Source organism: Sphingomonas lycopersici (genome assembly GCF_026130605.1).
Lineage (GTDB): Bacteria > Pseudomonadota > Alphaproteobacteria > Sphingomonadales > Sphingomonadaceae > Sphingomonas > Sphingomonas lycopersici.
Map to the genome: position 1 here is coordinate 672,761 of NZ_JANFAU010000001.1, position 15,994 is coordinate 688,754.

11 protein-coding genes are annotated in these 15,994 nt (G+C 66.6%); 7 read left to right on the top strand and 4 right to left on the bottom strand.

Features of this window, described 5'->3' with window-relative positions; translation table 11 throughout:
- Nucleotides 1-79: 79 nt before the first annotated feature.
- A complete protein-coding gene (locus NED98_RS02705) occupies nt 80-3,001 on the bottom strand; it encodes a TonB-dependent receptor domain-containing protein (protein WP_265311835.1) in 2,922 nt (973 codons plus the stop codon).
- Between the two features lie 165 nt (nt 3,002-3,166).
- On the opposite strand from NED98_RS02705, the gene NED98_RS02710 reads away from it, so the two are divergent.
- From NED98_RS02710 to NED98_RS02735, 6 genes are all read left to right on the top strand, one after another.
- Entirely contained in the window at nt 3,167-5,548 is a 2,382-nt protein-coding gene (locus NED98_RS02710; RefSeq protein WP_265311836.1) for a beta-L-arabinofuranosidase domain-containing protein, read from the top strand.
- Nucleotides 5,545-7,296, top strand: a complete 1,752-nt coding sequence (locus NED98_RS02715; RefSeq protein ID WP_265311837.1) for a DUF885 domain-containing protein — start codon at nt 5,545-5,547, stop codon at nt 7,294-7,296. The genes NED98_RS02710 and NED98_RS02715 overlap by 4 nt, the downstream gene beginning before the upstream one ends.
- Nucleotides 7,286-8,170, top strand: coding sequence for a 2-dehydro-3-deoxygalactonokinase (locus NED98_RS02720; RefSeq protein WP_265311838.1), 885 nt, complete (start codon nt 7,286-7,288; stop codon nt 8,168-8,170). Before NED98_RS02715 ends, NED98_RS02720 begins: the two co-directional genes overlap by 11 nt.
- Entirely contained in the window at nt 8,167-8,802 is a 636-nt protein-coding gene (locus tag NED98_RS02725) for a 2-dehydro-3-deoxy-6-phosphogalactonate aldolase (RefSeq protein ID WP_265311839.1), read from the top strand. Before NED98_RS02720 ends, NED98_RS02725 begins: the two co-directional genes overlap by 4 nt.
- A 93-nt stretch (nt 8,803-8,895) precedes the next feature.
- Nucleotides 8,896-10,752, top strand: a complete 1,857-nt coding sequence (locus NED98_RS02730; protein WP_265311840.1) for a M1 family metallopeptidase — start codon at nt 8,896-8,898, stop codon at nt 10,750-10,752.
- Between the two features lie 37 nt (nt 10,753-10,789).
- Complete coding sequence (locus NED98_RS02735) at nt 10,790-11,665, top strand: aldo/keto reductase family oxidoreductase (RefSeq protein WP_265311841.1); 876 nt, start codon at nt 10,790-10,792, stop codon at nt 11,663-11,665.
- A gap of 78 nt (nt 11,666-11,743) precedes the next feature.
- Here NED98_RS02735 and NED98_RS02740 read toward each other — a convergent pair whose 3' ends face one another.
- Nucleotides 11,744-12,448, bottom strand: a complete 705-nt coding sequence (locus tag NED98_RS02740; RefSeq protein ID WP_265311842.1) for a helix-turn-helix transcriptional regulator — start codon at nt 12,446-12,448, stop codon at nt 11,744-11,746.
- A 110-nt stretch (nt 12,449-12,558) separates the two neighbouring features.
- Here NED98_RS02740 and NED98_RS02745 point away from each other — a divergent pair, with 110 nt between their 5' ends.
- On the top strand, nt 12,559-13,170 hold the full coding sequence (locus NED98_RS02745; RefSeq protein ID WP_265311843.1) for a glutathione S-transferase family protein: 612 nt from the start codon (nt 12,559-12,561) through the stop codon (nt 13,168-13,170).
- A gap of 50 nt (nt 13,171-13,220) precedes the next feature.
- Here NED98_RS02745 and NED98_RS02750 read toward each other — a convergent pair whose 3' ends face one another.
- Nucleotides 13,221-14,450, bottom strand: coding sequence for a TCR/Tet family MFS transporter (locus tag NED98_RS02750; RefSeq protein WP_265311844.1), 1,230 nt, complete (start codon nt 14,448-14,450; stop codon nt 13,221-13,223).
- Between the two features lie 233 nt (nt 14,451-14,683).
- Nucleotides 14,684-15,991 (bottom strand): DUF3443 domain-containing protein, encoded by a 1,308-nt coding sequence (locus NED98_RS02755; protein ID WP_265311845.1) that lies wholly within the window; start codon nt 15,989-15,991, stop codon nt 14,684-14,686.
- Nucleotides 15,992-15,994: the final 3 nt, after the last annotated feature.

Here is a 15,994-nt window from a genome sequence, read left to right on the forward strand (position 1 = left end):
CTGCGAAAAAATCGCGACATCAGCGTCAATGGATTCCCGCTTGCGCGGGAATGACGGGGGGATCAGGCGGGCCGCTCCTTCAGAACTTCAGCGTCGTGCCGAAGAAGATCGTCCGGCCGAGCGCGTCATAGACGCCCGGATAGGTATTGCCGTTGCCGAAGGAGGAGAGAATCCCCGCGGCGATGACCGGCGGATCCTTGTCGAGCAGATTGTTGACGCCCATCCGCACCTGGACGTCCTTGGTGACGTCCGCCACCATCGTCAGGTCGAAATAATTATACGCGCCGATCCGGCGGTTGACGATGCTGGTCGCCGATCCCGACAAGGCCGGATTGGACGACAGGCTCGACAATTGCGTGCCGCCGATATGGCGCCACGCGAGCGAGACATTGATGTTGTCCGGCGTCGTCCAGGTCGTGCGCAGCACATGGCGCCAGGCGGGGTTGGGCTGGCCGCAGGTGTAGCCGAAGAGACCCTTGCAATCATAGCTGCCGAGGCCCGGCAACGGCTGCGACACCTGCTCGATCACATAGGTGCCGACGAGGTTGAGGTTCACCTTCCCCGCCTTGCCGATGTTGAACGTATAATCCGCGTTCACGTCGATGCCGGAGGTCTTGAGATAGCCGGTGTTGAGCGTGGTCGAGACGATATAGCCATTGGTGCCGAAGATCGCGCCGGAGCGCGGGTCACGCTTGAACAGCCCGCAATAATAAGGGTCCTGCGTATCGGTGCACTGGCTGATGATCAGCGAGGGATCGATCGAGTTGATATAATCCTTCACCTTGATGTGATAGTAATCGACCGACAGCGACAGCCGGCGAAGCTGCTTCGGGGTCAGCACGATCCCCGCGGTCCAGGTATCCCCGGTTTCGGGCTTGAGCGCGCGGTTGCCGCCGCCCAGCGCCGAGCAGGTGTCCGCCGGGCAGGAAATGACCGAACCATATTGCTGCTGCGTCACGCCGGTGAGCGCGCAGGCCTGCGCCGAGGCCTTGGGCGTCGCGCCGGAGCACGGATCCTGCGCCGCGACATTGCCAACGCTCTGCGACGCGAACAGCTCGGTGATGTTGGGCGCGCGGATCGCGTGGTTGTAGCTTGCGCGGAGGCGCGCGCCGACGACCGGCTCCCAATCGAGCTCGCCCTTATAGGTCCAGACGTTGTAGTTCGAGCTGAACCCGGTCGATTTCTGCTCGTTGTGATAGGCGGAATAACGCGCGCCGCCGTTGATCGTCAGCGCATGCGCGAAGGGCAGATCGGCCAGGATCGGGACTTCGATCTCGCCATAGCCTTCGTTGACGGTGATGACGCCGTCCGAATTGGTCGCGCCGCCCTGCTGCGCGATCGCGTCCGCCCAGAAATTGAGCGTCTCGCGGCGGTGCTCGAAGCCGAGCGCGATGCCGAGCCCGTGGTTCGCCCAGGGCGACTGGATGCCGAGCTTGCCGAGATCGCCGCTCAGCGTGCCCGAGATCACCTCCTGGGTGTTGCGCGATCCGGTGTTGCTCGGGGTGAACATGTACTTGGCCTGTTGCGGGGTCACCCCATTGGCCATGAACACGTTGACCGGAATGCAGTTCGGATCGCTGCCGTCGACCACCGAGCGGCAGGTCGGCGTACCGTTGACGTTGACGACATCGAGCGCGCGCTGCGATTTCACCAGATCGACGTTGTTGAGATAGGTTTCGGCGTAGCGCACGATCGAGCGCAGATAGCTCACGTCATAGCTGAACCCGCTGCCGAGATCGCCGCGCACCCCGACGGTATAGCGATAGTCGTTGTAGCGCAGATCGTCGCGGCGCGGCGCGACCGCCATGCGATAGCCGATCATCGTCGGCTGCATCTGGCTGGTCCCGGCCGCGGCGCCGCACAAGGCGCCGAGCTGGCTCGCGCTGGCGAGCGGCGTGTTGCAGGGGACCTCATAGGTGTTGCCGAGGAACAGCGCCGAGGGCGCCGCCTGCGAGAAGGTATGATCCCGCATGTACATGAAGCTGCCGTAGACGGTCGCGGCCGGCGCGATCTCGAACTTTCCGAAGCCGCCCGCGGTGACGCGATTGTCGGAGCGCTGGAAGTAATTGGTCGGCGAGTAATTATAGGCGTAGCTGTTGTTATAGGGGACCCAGGTGCGCGAGCCGTCCCTGCTGTTGGTCAGCGTGGCGCCCTGATTGGGGCCGGCGAGCGGCACCCAGGTGCCGTAGGGGGTATTGCTCGATCCGCCGCAGACCAGCGCGATGCCGGCATCGTCGGCCTGGTTGAGCCCGCATGACGAAACGTCGCGGCTCGATTGCAGCACCGGATCGAAATGGCGGTAGCCAGCGAACACCGTGATATTGCCGCGCCCGTCGGCGAAATTCTTGCCCGCGGCGAAATTGACGTCCTGCTTGCCGCCGTCCGCCACCAGCCGTGGGGCGGGCGCATAGCCCGCGCCGGAGACGATCGAGCGCATCGCCTGATTGTTGTTCTCATGCTGCGCGAAGCTGGTCTGCGCATCAAGGCGGATGCCGTCGAGATTGCTGCGCAGGACGAAATTGACCACGCCCGACAAAGCGTCCGACCCATAGACCGCCGAGGCGCCGCCCGTCATCACGTCGATCCGCTCGACCAGCGCGCTGGGCACGAAATTGAGGTTGACCGCCTGTTGCGGCAGCATCCTCTTGCCGTCGATCAGCACGAGCACGCGGTTCGACCCGAGGTTGCGCAAATTGACCTTCGAGGTGCCGTCCGAGCCGTTCGAGACGTTCTCATTCTCCGCGGCGGTGAATTGCGGCAGCCGGTTGAGCACGCCCTCGACCGTGGTCGCGCCCTGATATTCGATTTCCGCCGAGCTGACCGCGGTGAGCGGGCTGTTGCTCTCCAGATCGGGGCGCTTGATGCGCGTGCCGGTGACGACGATGTCGCTGCCGGCGTTACCCGTGGCGGCGGATTCGCCGGCGGCGGGCGCGGCGGCAAGCTGCGCCTGCGCCGATCCGGTGGCGATGACGATGCTCAGCAGCCCGACACCGCCGAACAACAAACCCCTCTTTTTCAATGAGCTCACTTTCCGGTCCTCCCCTGGGATGGATCAATGTACCACTGGTAGGAGAAAATACGTTATACGATCCTACATGATTCGACTAGTGACTTGACTGAGCCCGGACGTCAAGTCATCGTATACGGTATTCAAAAGGAGGGTGGTGTGAGCGGATTGACGCGGCGAGGCGTGTTGGCGGCGGGCGGCGGAACGCTCGCGATCACGGCGCTCGGTGCCGGTGCGCGCGCGGCGGTGGCGGTGCCGGCAGGCGGGGGATCGGCGCGCCCGCTTCCTTTATCGGCGGTGCGGCTGCGCCCGTCCGACTACGCCACCGCGGTCGAGGTCAATCGCCAGTATCTCCACCGGCTGAGCCCCGATCGCCTGCTGCACAATTTCCGCAAATATGCCGGGCTCGAACCCAAGGCCGAAATCTACGGCGGCTGGGAAAGCGATACGATCGCGGGGCATACGCTCGGCCATTATCTGTCGGCGCTGGTGTTGACCTGGCAGCAGACCGGCGATGCCGAGATGCGGCGGCGCGCCGATTATATCGTTGACGAACTCGCCGAGGCGCAGGCCAAGCGCGGCACCGGCTATGTCGGCGCGCTGGGGCGCAAGCGGAAGGACGGGACGATCGTCGACGGGGAGGAAATCTTCCCCGAGATCATGAAGGGCGAGATCAAATCGGGCGGGTTCGATCTCAACGGCTCCTGGTCGCCGATGTACACGGTGCACAAGGTGTTCGCCGGGCTGCTCGACGTCCACGGGGCGTGGGGCAACGCCAGGGCGCTCAAGGTCGCCGAAGGGCTCGGCGGCTATTTCGAGCGCGTGTTCACCGCGCTCTCCCCGGCGCAGCTACAGGAAGTGCTCGGCTGCGAATATGGCGGGATGAACGAAAGCTATGCCGAGCTCTACGCGCGGACCGGGGACCCGCGCTGGCTCAGGATGGCGGGGCTGTTCTACGATAATCGCGTGCTCGATCCGCTCGCGCAGCGCGAGGACAAGCTCGCCAATTTCCACGCCAATACCCAGGTGCCCAAGTTGATCGGGCTGGCGCGGATCCACGAATTGACCGGCGATGCGGCGAAGGGGACGGCGGCGCGCTTCTTTTGGGAAACGGTGACGCAGCATCACAGCTACGTGATCGGGGGCAATGCCGATCGCGAATATTTCACCGAGCCCGACACGATCGCCGATCATATCACCGAGCAGACCTGCGAGCATTGCAACACCTATAATATGCTCAAGCTGACGCGGCATCTGTGGTCGTGGCAGCCCGATGGCGCCCTGTTCGATTATTATGAGCGCGCGCACCTCAATCATGTGATGGCGGCGCAGGATCCGTCGACCGGCGGCTTCACCTATATGACCCCGCTGATGACCGGCGCGGATCGCGCTTATTCGACCACCAAGGACGACGCCTTCTGGTGCTGCGTCGGATCGGGGATGGAAAGCCACGCCAAGCACGGCGAGTCGATCTTCTGGGAAAGCGGCGACGGCACCTTCTACGTCAATCTCTATATCCCGGCCGATGCCGCCTGGGCGACGCGCAAGGCGGTGGTGACGCTGGAGACGGGCTATCCCTTCACCCCCGAGGCGACGCTGACCTTCACCAAGCTGCGCGCGGGCACCTTCCCGGTCGCGCTGCGCGTGCCGCGCTGGGCGGGGGGCAAGGTGCAGGTCAGCGTCAACGGCAAGCCCGAGACGCCGCGCATCGAGCGCGGCTATGCGATCGTCACGCGGCGCTGGCAGGCGGGGGACCGTATCGCGATCACGCTGCCGCTCGATCTCAGGATCGAGGCGACGCCGGGCAATGCGCAAACGATCGCGATCCTGCGCGGCCCGCTGGTACTCGCCGCCGATCTCGGCGCCAACGAGCAGAAATGGGAACGCGCCGATCCGGCGCTGGTCGGTGACGACGTGCTGGCGGGGTTCGGCGCCGCCGATGCGGCGCGCGGGCTTTATCAGGCGCGCGGCGTGGCGCGTCCGGCGGATCTGTCGTTCGTGCCCTTCTACCGCCAGTATCAGCGACGCAGCGCGGTCTATTTCAAGCATTTCTCGGAAAGCGCCTGGGCGCGCGAGGAAGCTGCGTACAACGCCGAGCAGGCGCGGCTCAAGGATATCGCGGCGCGCTCGGTCGACGTGATGTTCCTCGGCGAGATGCAGCCCGAGCGCGATCACAATCTGGTGAGCGAGCTTTCCTATCCGGTGACCTATCGCGCGCGGCAGGGGCGCGACGCGCGGTCGGGCGGTTATCTCGAATTCTCGATGAAGGTGAAGCCGGGGCCGCTCGTGCTCCAGGCGAGCTATTGGGGCGGCGAGCGCGCGCGCGATTTCGACATATTCGTCGACAATGTGAAGATCGCGAGCCAGCATCTCGACAATGACCAGCCGGGCAAATTCTTCGATGTCGAATATCCGCTGCCGGCGGCGTTCACCAGGGGCAAGCAATCGGTGCGGGTGAAGTTCGTCCCGCGCGATCGCAGCACCGCCGGGCCGATCTTCGGCGTCCGGCTCTATACCGCCAAGCCGGGAGCGACGGCATGATCGGGCGCCGCCTCCTCATCTCGTTGCTGGCGATGACGGCGCTGGCGCCCGCGGCGGCGCAGGCGCAAAGCGCCGATGCGTCGTTCCGCGCGCTCTACACCGCCGAATATGATTGGCGCCGGCACCAGCAGGCGCCCGACGAGGATAGCGGCGACGCCGGCGTGCGGCGGCTCCCCGATGTCGGTCCGGCGGCGCAGGCGGCGCGGCTCGAACGCTGGACCCGCACCGCGGCGGCGCTGAAGGCGATCCGCGTCGCCGATCTCTCGCCCGCCGAGCAGGTCAATTATGCGGTCTATCGCCAGCAGATCGAGGCATTGCTCGCCGAGCAGAGGTTCCGCGACTACGAAAAGCCGCTTAATTCGGACACCAGCTTCTGGGGCGATGCCGCCGGCTGGGCGCGCGGGCGCTTCGTGCGCGAGGCGGATTATCGCGCCTATATCGCGATGCTGCGCGATCTGCCGCGCTATTTCGATCAGAATATCGCCAATATGCGCGCCGGGCTGAAGCGCGGTTTCACCCCGTCGCGCGTCACGCTCGAAGGGCGCGATATCGGGGTGGCGCAGGTCGCCGAGGCGAAGACGGTCGAGGCATCGCCCTTTTACGCGCCGTTCCGCAGCTTCCCGTCGGCGATCCCGGCGGCGACGCAGGCGGCGTTGCGCGCCGAGGGCGCGGCGGCGATCCGCGATGCGGTGGTGCCGGCGCATGTGAAATTGCTCGCCTTCCTGCGCAGCGAATATATCCCCGGCGCACGCACCACGCTCGCCGCCTATGATCTGCCCGACGGGCGCGCTTATTATGCGTCGAAGATCGCCGAATTCACCACGCTCGATCAGACCCCGCAGCAGATCCACGCGATCGGCCTCGCCGAAATCGCCAAGATCCGCGCGCGGATGCAGGAGGTGATGGATCAGGTGGGGTTCAAGGGCGATTTGCCCGCCTTCCTCACCTTCCTGCGCACCGATCCGCAATTCTACGCCAAGACCCCGCAGGCGTTGCTCGATCGCGCGGCGTGGATCGCCAAGACCTTCGACGGCAAGGCCAGCCAATATTTCGGCCATCTGCCGCGCAGCCGTTTCGCGATCAAGCCGGTGCCGGCGGATCTTGCGCCTTTCTACACCGGCGGGCGCGGCGGGCCGGGGATCTATCTCGTCAATACCTATAACCTCCCCGCGCGCCCGCTTTATTCGCTGCCCGCGCTGACGCTCCACGAAAGCGCGCCGGGGCACGCCTTCCAGATGCCGCTGGCGGCCGAGAACAAGGAACTGCCGGCGTTCCGGCGCGACACCTATCTGTCGGTCTATGGCGAGGGCTGGGCGCTTTATTGCGAGGCGCTGGGCGAGGAAATGGGGATGTACGAGACCCCCTACGAGCGGTTCGGGATGCTGAGCTATCAGGCGTGGCGCGCCTCGCGGCTGGTGGTCGATACCGGCATTCATGCGATGGGGTGGACGCGCGAACAGGCGCAACGCTACCTTCACGACAATACCGCGCTCGCCGATCATGAGATCGAAACCGAGGTCGATCGCTATATCGCCTGGCCGGGGCAGGCGCTGAGCTATTATACCGGCGAGCTCGCGATCCTCGCAGCGCGCGCGCGGGCGGAAAAGGCGCTGGGCGCCAAATTCAACATCCGCGCGTTCCACGATATGGTGCTCGCGCTGGGATCGGTGCCGATTCCCGAGCTTGATCGCCGCGTCGACCAGTTTATCCGCGACGGCGGAAAGGGTCCTTATCCGGATGAGGAATGACGCCGCCGCCTGTATCGCGGTCGATTGGGGGACGACCAACCGCCGTATCTACCGCCTCGCGGCGGACGGCGCGTTGCTCGATCGCCACCGCGACGGCCACGGCATCGCGCGGATGACGCAGGGCGATTATCCCGCCGCGATCGTCGCGATCCGCGCCGAGGATGCCGGGGTGCCGGTGATCCTCGCCGGGATGGCGGGCTCGTCGCGCGGCTGGCACGAGGTGCCCTATGTCGCGGCGCCCGCGACGATCGCCGACCTTGCCGCCGGGGCGTGGCGCGGGACGGGGGAGAATGTCACGATCTTGCCCGGGGTCGCGGCCGCCGCCGATGCCGCGCCCGATGTGATGCGCGGCGAGGAAGTGCAGATTCTCGGCGCGATCGCGGCCGGGCTGGCGCCGGCGGATGCCTTGTTCTGCCAGCCGGGCACGCACAGCAAATGGATCAGGACCGCGGATGCGGCGATCGCCTCCTTCCGCACCGCGATGGCCGGCGAAACGTTCGGGCTGTTGCGGCGGCATAGCGTGCTGAGCGAGATGCTGCAGGCCGAGCCGGTGGCGGGCGCGGCGTTCGACGACGGGGTTGCGCGGGGCGTCGAGGATCGCGATCTGCTCGGTGCGCTTTTCTCGGTCCGTGCCGGGGTATTGCTCGGGCGGCTGGCGCGGCCGGATGCGGCGTCGTTCGCCAGCGGGGTGCTGATCGGGGCGGATGTCGCCTCCGGGGTGGCGGCGGGCGAAAGCGTCCATCTCGTCGCGGATGCGAAGCTCGGCGCATTCTATGCGCGCGCGATCGGGTTGCGCGGCGGCACGGTCATAGCGATCGACAGCGAGGCGGCGTTCGTCGCTGGCGTCAATCGAATCAGGGAGGCGATGACATGAGCGCGGCAGCATTGTTCCGGCGGCATTTCGCGGCTTGTCCGCTCGTCGCGGTGCTGCGCGGGATCACCCCCGACGAGGCAGTGGCGGTCGGCAGCGCTCTGGTCGAGGCGGGCTTTTCGATCATCGAGGTGCCGCTCAATTCGCCCCAGCCGCTCGACAGCATCGCGCGGCTCGCGGCGCGCATCGGCGATCGCGCGCTGGTCGGGGCGGGGACGGTCCTGACGCCGGGCGAGGTGGCGGCGGTGGCGGAAGTGGGAGGCAGGCTGATCGTCTCGCCCAATAGCGACCCCGCGGTGATCGCGGCGAGCGTCGCGGCGGGGCTGGTGTCGCTTCCCGGCTATTTCACCGCGACCGAGGCGTTCGCCGCGCTCGCCGCCGGCGCGCACGGGCTGAAACTGTTTCCCGCCGAGGGCGCCTCGCCCGCCTATCTCAAGGCGCAGCGCGCGGTGCTGCCGCGCGACGTCGCGGTGCTCGCGGTGGGTGGAATCACGCCGGAGGTGATGCCGATGTGGCGCGACGCCGGGGCGGACGGGTTCGGGCTCGGCTCGAACCTCTATCGCACCGGCAAGCCCGTTGCGGAGGTGGCGCGGGACGCGGCGCGGTTCGTGGCGGCGGTGCGCGCTGCTCGATAGCGCAGCCTCCGCGAGGGGCGGCGCGATGCTCTATTGCCAGCCACCGCCAAAAGGCCGAAGCCGCCACGCATTGCGACAAGGCGAGTGTTCCCGATGCGTAACTTATTGATCGTCTCTCTTGCGGCTATTGCCTCGGTCGCGCACGCCGCGCCCGACGCGCCTTCGCCGATCCTGACCACGCCCGAGGCGAAGGACGTGCTGAGCTACGCCGTCCCCGAGGTCGCGCGCGTCACCCATGTCGATCTCGATCTGACCGCCGATTTCAAGGCGCAGATCATGCGCGGCAAGGCGACGCTCGATATCCTCGCCAAGCCCGATGCGCACGAGATCGTGCTCGACGACAACAAGCTGGTGATCGCCGGCATCACCGATGCGGCGGGCAAGCCGCTCAAATGGACGGTCGGCGCACATGATGAGTATAAGGGCGCGCCGCTGACGGTGGAGATCGGCAGCGCGCGGCGGATCGTCATCACCTATCAATCCGATCCGGGCGCCAGCGCGCTCGGCTGGCTTTCGCCGGGGCTGACCGCGGGCAAGGTGAAGCCCTATCTCTACAGCCAGGGCCAGTCGATCAACAATCGCAGCTGGATACCGACGCAGGACAGCCCGGGCATCCGTCAGAGCTGGTCGGCCAGGATCACCGTCCCGTCCGATCTCGTCGCGGTGATGAGCGCCGAGCGGCTGACCCCGGCGGGCGAACCGGCCGCGCCGGGCTGGCACAGCTATCGCTTCCGCATGGACCGCAATGTGCCCCCCTATCTGATCGCGCTCGCGGTGGGCGACCTCAAGTTCCAGCCGATCGACCGCCGTACCGGAATCTATACCGAGCCAGCAATGCTCAAGCGCGACGCCGCCGAACTTTCCGACACCGGGAAGATGGTCGACGCGGCGGAGGCGCTGTACGGCAAATATCGCTGGGGCCGCTACGACGTGCTCGTCCTGCCGCCGTCCTTCCCGTTCGGCGGGATGGAAAATCCGACGCTGACCTTCGCCACCCCGACGATCATCACCGGCGACAAATCCAATGTCGACGTGATCGCGCACGAACTGGCGCATAGTTGGTCAGGCAATCTCGTCACCAACGCGACCTGGTCGGATAGTTGGCTCAACGAAGGGTTCACGACCTATTTCGAGAACCGCATCGACGAGGCGCTGTACGGCAAGGAGCGCGCGGCGACGCTCGCCGATCTGTTGTGGGACAATCTCCAGCGCGATCTCAAGGCCGCGCCCGATGCCGATGCGACGCGGCTCCACGGCAAGCCCGAAGGGACTTTTGGCGAGCTCGATTATACCAAGGGCTCGACCTTCCTGCGCACGATCGAATATGCCGTCGGCCGTGCGCGCTGGGATGCCTATCTCACCTCCTATTTCGATCGCCACGCCTTCCAGCCGCAGACCACCGCGGGCTTCCTTGCCGATCTGCGCGCCAATCTCATCAAGGGCGATGCCGCGCTCGAAGCCAAGCTCCAGCTCGACGAATGGGCCTATGCGCCCGGGCTGCCCGCCAATGCGGTGCATGTCCGGTCGGCGACGCTGGCGAAGATCGACGAGACGCTGAAACGCGTGAACGCCGGCGCGCCGATCGGCTCGATCGATACCGCGCATTGGTCGACGCAGGAATGGCTGCGCTTCCTCAACGGGCTGCCGCGCGAACAGAGCGCGGCGCGGCTCGGCGAGCTCGATCGCACGCTCGGGCTGTCCGCCTCGCCCAATGCCTATATCCGCTCCGCCTGGCTCGTCCTCGCGATCGCCAATCGCTACGATCCGGCGATTCCGTCGATCGCGCAATTCCTGCCGAGCGTCGGCCGCGGGCTGTTGATCTTCCCGGTCTATCGCGCGTTGAAGGCGCAAGGCGATTGGGGGATGCCGATCGCCAGGCGTGACTATGCGATCGCGCGCAAGGGCTATCACCCCACGGTGGTCGCGACGCTCGATCGGTTGCTCGGCTGACCGCCGATCAGCCTTTTCGAAAAGGAGATTTCAGGCGATGACCGATATCAGCAAGGCGGGCGGCTTCGTGCTCGGCGACCTCGAGGTGAAGCGGATGGGCTATGGCGCGATGCAGCTCGCCGGCCCGGGGGTGTTCGGCCCGCCGAAGGATCGCAACGCCGCGATCGCGGTGCTGCGGCATGCGGTGGAGGCGGGGGTCGATCATATCGACACGAGCGATTTCTACGGCCCGCATGTCACCAACCAGATCATCCGCGAGGCGCTGTCGCCCTATCCCGCCGGGCTGACGATCGTCACCAAGGTCGGCGCGCGGCGCGGCGACGATGCGTCGTGGCTGCCCGCGCAAAGCCCGGCCGAGCTCAAACAGGCGGTCCACGACAATCTCCGCAACCTCGGGCTCGAACGGCTCGATGTCGTCAATCTGCGCGTGATGGGCGATGTTCATCACCCGACCGAGGAGCCGATCGCGGCGCAATTCGCCGCGCTCGCCGAGTTGCAGGCGCAAGGCGTGATCCGGCACCTCGGCCTCAGCAACGCGACGCTCGCGCAGGTCGAGGAGGCCGAGGCGATCGCGCCCGTGGTCTGCGTCCAGAACCAGTATAATCTTGTCCAGCGCGGCGACGATCCGCTGATCGCGGCCTTAGGGGCAAAGGGCATCGCTTATGTGCCCTTCTTCCCGCTGGGCGGCTTCACTCCGTTGCAATCGTCGACGCTGTCCGATGTCGCGGACCGCCTCGGCGCGACGCCGATGCAGGTCGCGCTGGCGTGGCTGTTGCAGCGCGCGCCCAATATCCTGCTGATCCCCGGCACCTCGTCGGTCGGCCATCTCCGCGAAAATCTCGCCGCGGCCGATCTCGTCCTGTCGCCGGACGTGGTGCGTGAGCTCGACGGGCTCGACGCCGCGGTCGGGTAAGATCAGGTCGCGCGGGCGATGAGCCGGTTCGGCTGGACCAATAGGATGACGCTGGCGCTGCTCGATCGCGACCGGACCTCAAGCGGTGGCGTGCGCGGCGTGCTTTTCGGCTAGATGGCGTTTCCAGCGCTGGCGCAGCGTCGCGGGGCGGCTGTCGAAGCGCTCGTCGAGGAATTCGGCGGTGATCACGCGATCGGCGCGGAAATGCCGGAAGTCCTGGCGCAATTCGCACCACGCGGCGAGCATCCGTTTCTCGTCGAAGAAACCGACGATGACCGGCCATATCACGCGCAGGCTGTGGTCGCCGCGCTCGTCGCGATAGTCGATGCGGATCTTGCGGCCCTCGCGGATCCATTCGCGGGTGCGCGCCAGATCGATGCCGTCGGGCACCGGCGTGCGCGACGGCCGCGCCGCGATCGCGGGGTCGGCGATGAATGGCCGCAACCGTTCGGGGACGACGCTGGTGATCTTGGCGATCAGGTCGCGCGCGGCATTCGCCAGCACCGGATCGCCGCGCCCGGCGACCCATTGCGCGCCGAGCACCGCCGCCTCGATCTCGTCCGGGGTCAGCATCAGCGGGGGCATGTCGAAGGCGTCGTCGAGGATATAGCCGAAGCCGGCCTCGCCCTGGATCGGGACGCGCTGCGCGATCAGATCGGCGACGTCGCGATAGACGGTGCGTTGCGACACTTCGAGCTCGCGTGCGATCTCGCCCGCGGTCACCGGGCGGGTCGAACGGCGCAGGATCTGGATGATCTGGAACAATCGGTCGGCGCGGCGCATCGCTCAATCTCCTGCTGACATAATGCTGTCAGCAGTGCGGTCGTACAAGCCAAATCACGCGGTGGCGCTGCGCCGCTGCGCCGCTTGTTCGCCGTTCGAGGAGACGACAGATGATCACATTGTACCACGCCCCGCAAACGCGTTCGTCGCGCATGATCTGGCTGCTCGAGGAATTGGGCGTTCCCTACGAAATCCGCCCGGTATCGATCTTCCGCCCGATGACCGGCGAGGGGAGCGGCGATGCGGCCAATCCGCATCCCGACAAGAAGGTGCCCGCGATCGACCATGACGGCGTGGTGGTGGCGGAATCGCTCGCGATCGTTCTCTATCTGCTCGATGCCTTTCCCGAGGCCGGGCTTGCACCGGTGCAAGGCGATCCGCGCCGCGGGGATTATCTCACCTGGATGGCCTGGTATGTCGCCGAGCTGGAGCCGGCGCTGTTCGCCGGACTAGCCGGCGAGCTCGCCGGGTCGCCGATGAAGCAGCGCGGGCATGATGCGGTGGTCCAGCGGCTGCGCACGGCGCTGGCGCGCGGTCCCTATGTGATGGGCAACCGTTTCACCGGCGCCGATTTCCTGATCAGCAGCGCGCTTGCCTTCGGCCGGCATGCATTTCCCGCCGACGAGGCGATCGATGCTTATATCGAACGCTGCCGGACCCGCCCGGCCGCGATCCGCGGCGTGGCGCTCGACGACCGCTCCGGGCTTCAGGCCGCCGCCTGACGCAGGCCGCGATCCGCAGGTTCACATTCGAACCTGCGGATCGCGCCGCGTCACAATGCCGCCGCGGCGGTCGGCGTCGGTTTGAACCGCAGCCGCAGGACGAGCGGTATCGCGATCGCGTTGACCGCCAGCGCCGACAGCCAGATCGCCCCCGGCCATTGCGCGCGAACGACGAAATAGAAGCTCGAGAACCCGAGCGGCGCGATGATCGACGCAAGGCTCATCGCCGATGCGAGTACCCCCTGGAACTGGCCTTGCCTGCCTTCGTCGACGAGCCGGGTGGCGAGCGACTGCAGCGCCGGCGATCCAATGCCGGAGAGCGCGACGATCGGCATGATCGCGAAGACCATCCAGCCGTGCGTGATGAACGCCATCGCCACCAGCGCGAGGCAGGCGCTGGCGATCCCGGCGAGCACCGCCCCGCGCTCGCCGAGCAGCCGTACCGCGGGGCCGGGCAGAAACGCCTGCGCCAGCGTCTGGCACACGCCGAATGCGCCGAGCGACAGGCCGATCCACATGCCGTTCCAGCCGAACGCGTCATTGCCCCACAAGGCCCAGCAGGTGCCATAGACCTCGCCCGTCGCGCTCAGCACGAAGAAGGTCGCGACGGTGGGGAGCAGCGCCTTCATCGACAAGGCCCAGCGCAACGGGCGCAAGGGGTTGAGCGCGGCGAGGTCGATCTTCTCGCGCGACGGAATGCGCGATTCGGGCAGGACGAACAGCGCCAGCAGCAGATTGCCGGCGTTGAGCGCGGCCGCAGCGAGGAACGGCAGCCGCAGCCAATAATCGCCGAGCGCGCCGCCGAGCACCGGGCCGAGGATGAAGCCGATGCCGAACATCGCGTTGAACAGGCCGAACCTTTTCGCTCTCACATTTTCCGGCGAGATATCGGTGATATACGCCGTGGCGACCGAGATATTGGCGCTGGTCAGCCCGGCGATCGCCCGGCCGATGATCAGCAGCCCCAGCGACGGGGCGAGCGCCATCAGCACATAATTGATCGCCGCGCCGCCGAGCGAGATCAGCAGGATCGGTCGGCGGCCCAGCCGGTCGCTCAACGCGCCGAGCACCGGCGCGAAGGCGAATTGCATCGCTGCATAGAGCGCGGTCAGGATGCCGATATAGGAAGCGATATTGTGGGCATGCGTTACCTCCGCGATCAGCCGCGGCAGGATCGGGAAGATCAGCCCGATGCCGACCGCGTCGAGCCCGATCGCGGCATAAATGACGACGAGCGGCCGGTTGATCGCGATGCGCGACGAAGAATCTGATGATGGCACGAACAAACTCCTGAGCCGAACGGTCGACCGGAGCGTTCCCCTGGCCGAGGACCCGCGCCGACGAACAAACGGCGATCACCGGGATCGCCGAAGGTCGTCGTGGGGATCCCGGGCACGAGGCCAAAGACCAGAGCTTTCGTTACCGAAAGGCCTTGGGCTTACCAAACCAAGGCTGCCTTTTCCGACGCGGCGCAATTAGCAGCTTCGGCGCGATCGGCAAAGAGGCGAGTCGCTCAGAAAGCGTAGAAAGGACCGGCGATGCCCCCAGCCGCGCGGCCCTCGATCGCGGTGGCGACGTTTCGGCCGTAGAAGAAGGGGAGACCGAAGTCGAAGCTGCGCTGGATCGCGTGGAAGCCGGTGACCGCATTCGGATTGGCGCCGATCCCCGGGATCGCATTCGCGCTGGCGGCGGGCTGGGTATAGGCATTGTAGAGCGTGAAGCTCGCATCCGCGGTCGCGGCGTTCACCCCGGTCAGCGTCACCGCCAGCGCGAGCGGCGACGGCGGGCAGTAGAAAGAGGTGAAATTGGTCTGCGTGCACATCGGAATGCCGCTGTCGACGAAATAATAGAGGTTGCTGCCGCTATCGAGGAAGCTGTTGGGGAGCTGGGTCCCCTTATAGGTCGCGGTGAGATCGCCCGCGCTGTCGGTGGTCAGGATCCGCGCATTGCCGAGCCCGTTGTTGGTCTGCGTCCCGATCCCGAAATAGACCGTCCCCGTCAGCGTCGCCGCGCCGGTCGGCGGGACCGCGGGCAGCGAGACGATCGTGCCGTTGTTGTTGACCGCGAAGGCGGCGACCGGATTGGGCAGTTGCTGGAACGGCGCGCTGGTGTTGGCGGCGCGCGCGATCACCGTCGCGCACCCGCTCGTCGGGCAATCATAATAGGTTGCCGCGCCCGATCCGCCGTTGACCATGCACGCCGACGCGCAATCGGTGGCCATCGTGCCGACCCCGATGATCCCGTTGGCGCCGAATTCCTGCACCGTCGTCAACGCGGTGCCGCCGCCGCTCGAGCAGGAGGCCGGCGCGGTCTGGAACGCGCCGTCGTCGGCGATGACCTGGAACGGCATCGACGCGACGGATTCGCCGCCGATCGAGAAATCGGCGGTGCGCACCGATCCGAACACATAGCCGTCGACATATTGATAGCATTCGCCGACCGGATTGCCCGCGGGACTGGTCTGGTGCGGCAGCCCGGCGAGCATATTGGCGTTGAGCACCGATTTGATGATGCGCAGCCCGGTCGACCCGGTATCGAGCAGGACATGGTCGATCGTCTGGCAGGTCTGCGTGCCGTGGACGCACAGGGTGACCGACACATAGGGCAGGTTGGTCGCGGTATAGCCGTTGGGGCCCGCCGCCAGCGCCGCCGGGCCGGCATCGATCGTCACGGTGGTGAAATTGGCGAGCGGGGTGGGGGTGCTGGTCGGCGTCGGGGTCGGCGTCGGCGCGCTGGCGGGGGTGTTCGCCGTCGTGCCGCCGCCGTCGCCGCACGCACCGAGCAAGGCGAGCAGCAGGACGATCAGGATCCGGCGCATCATGCC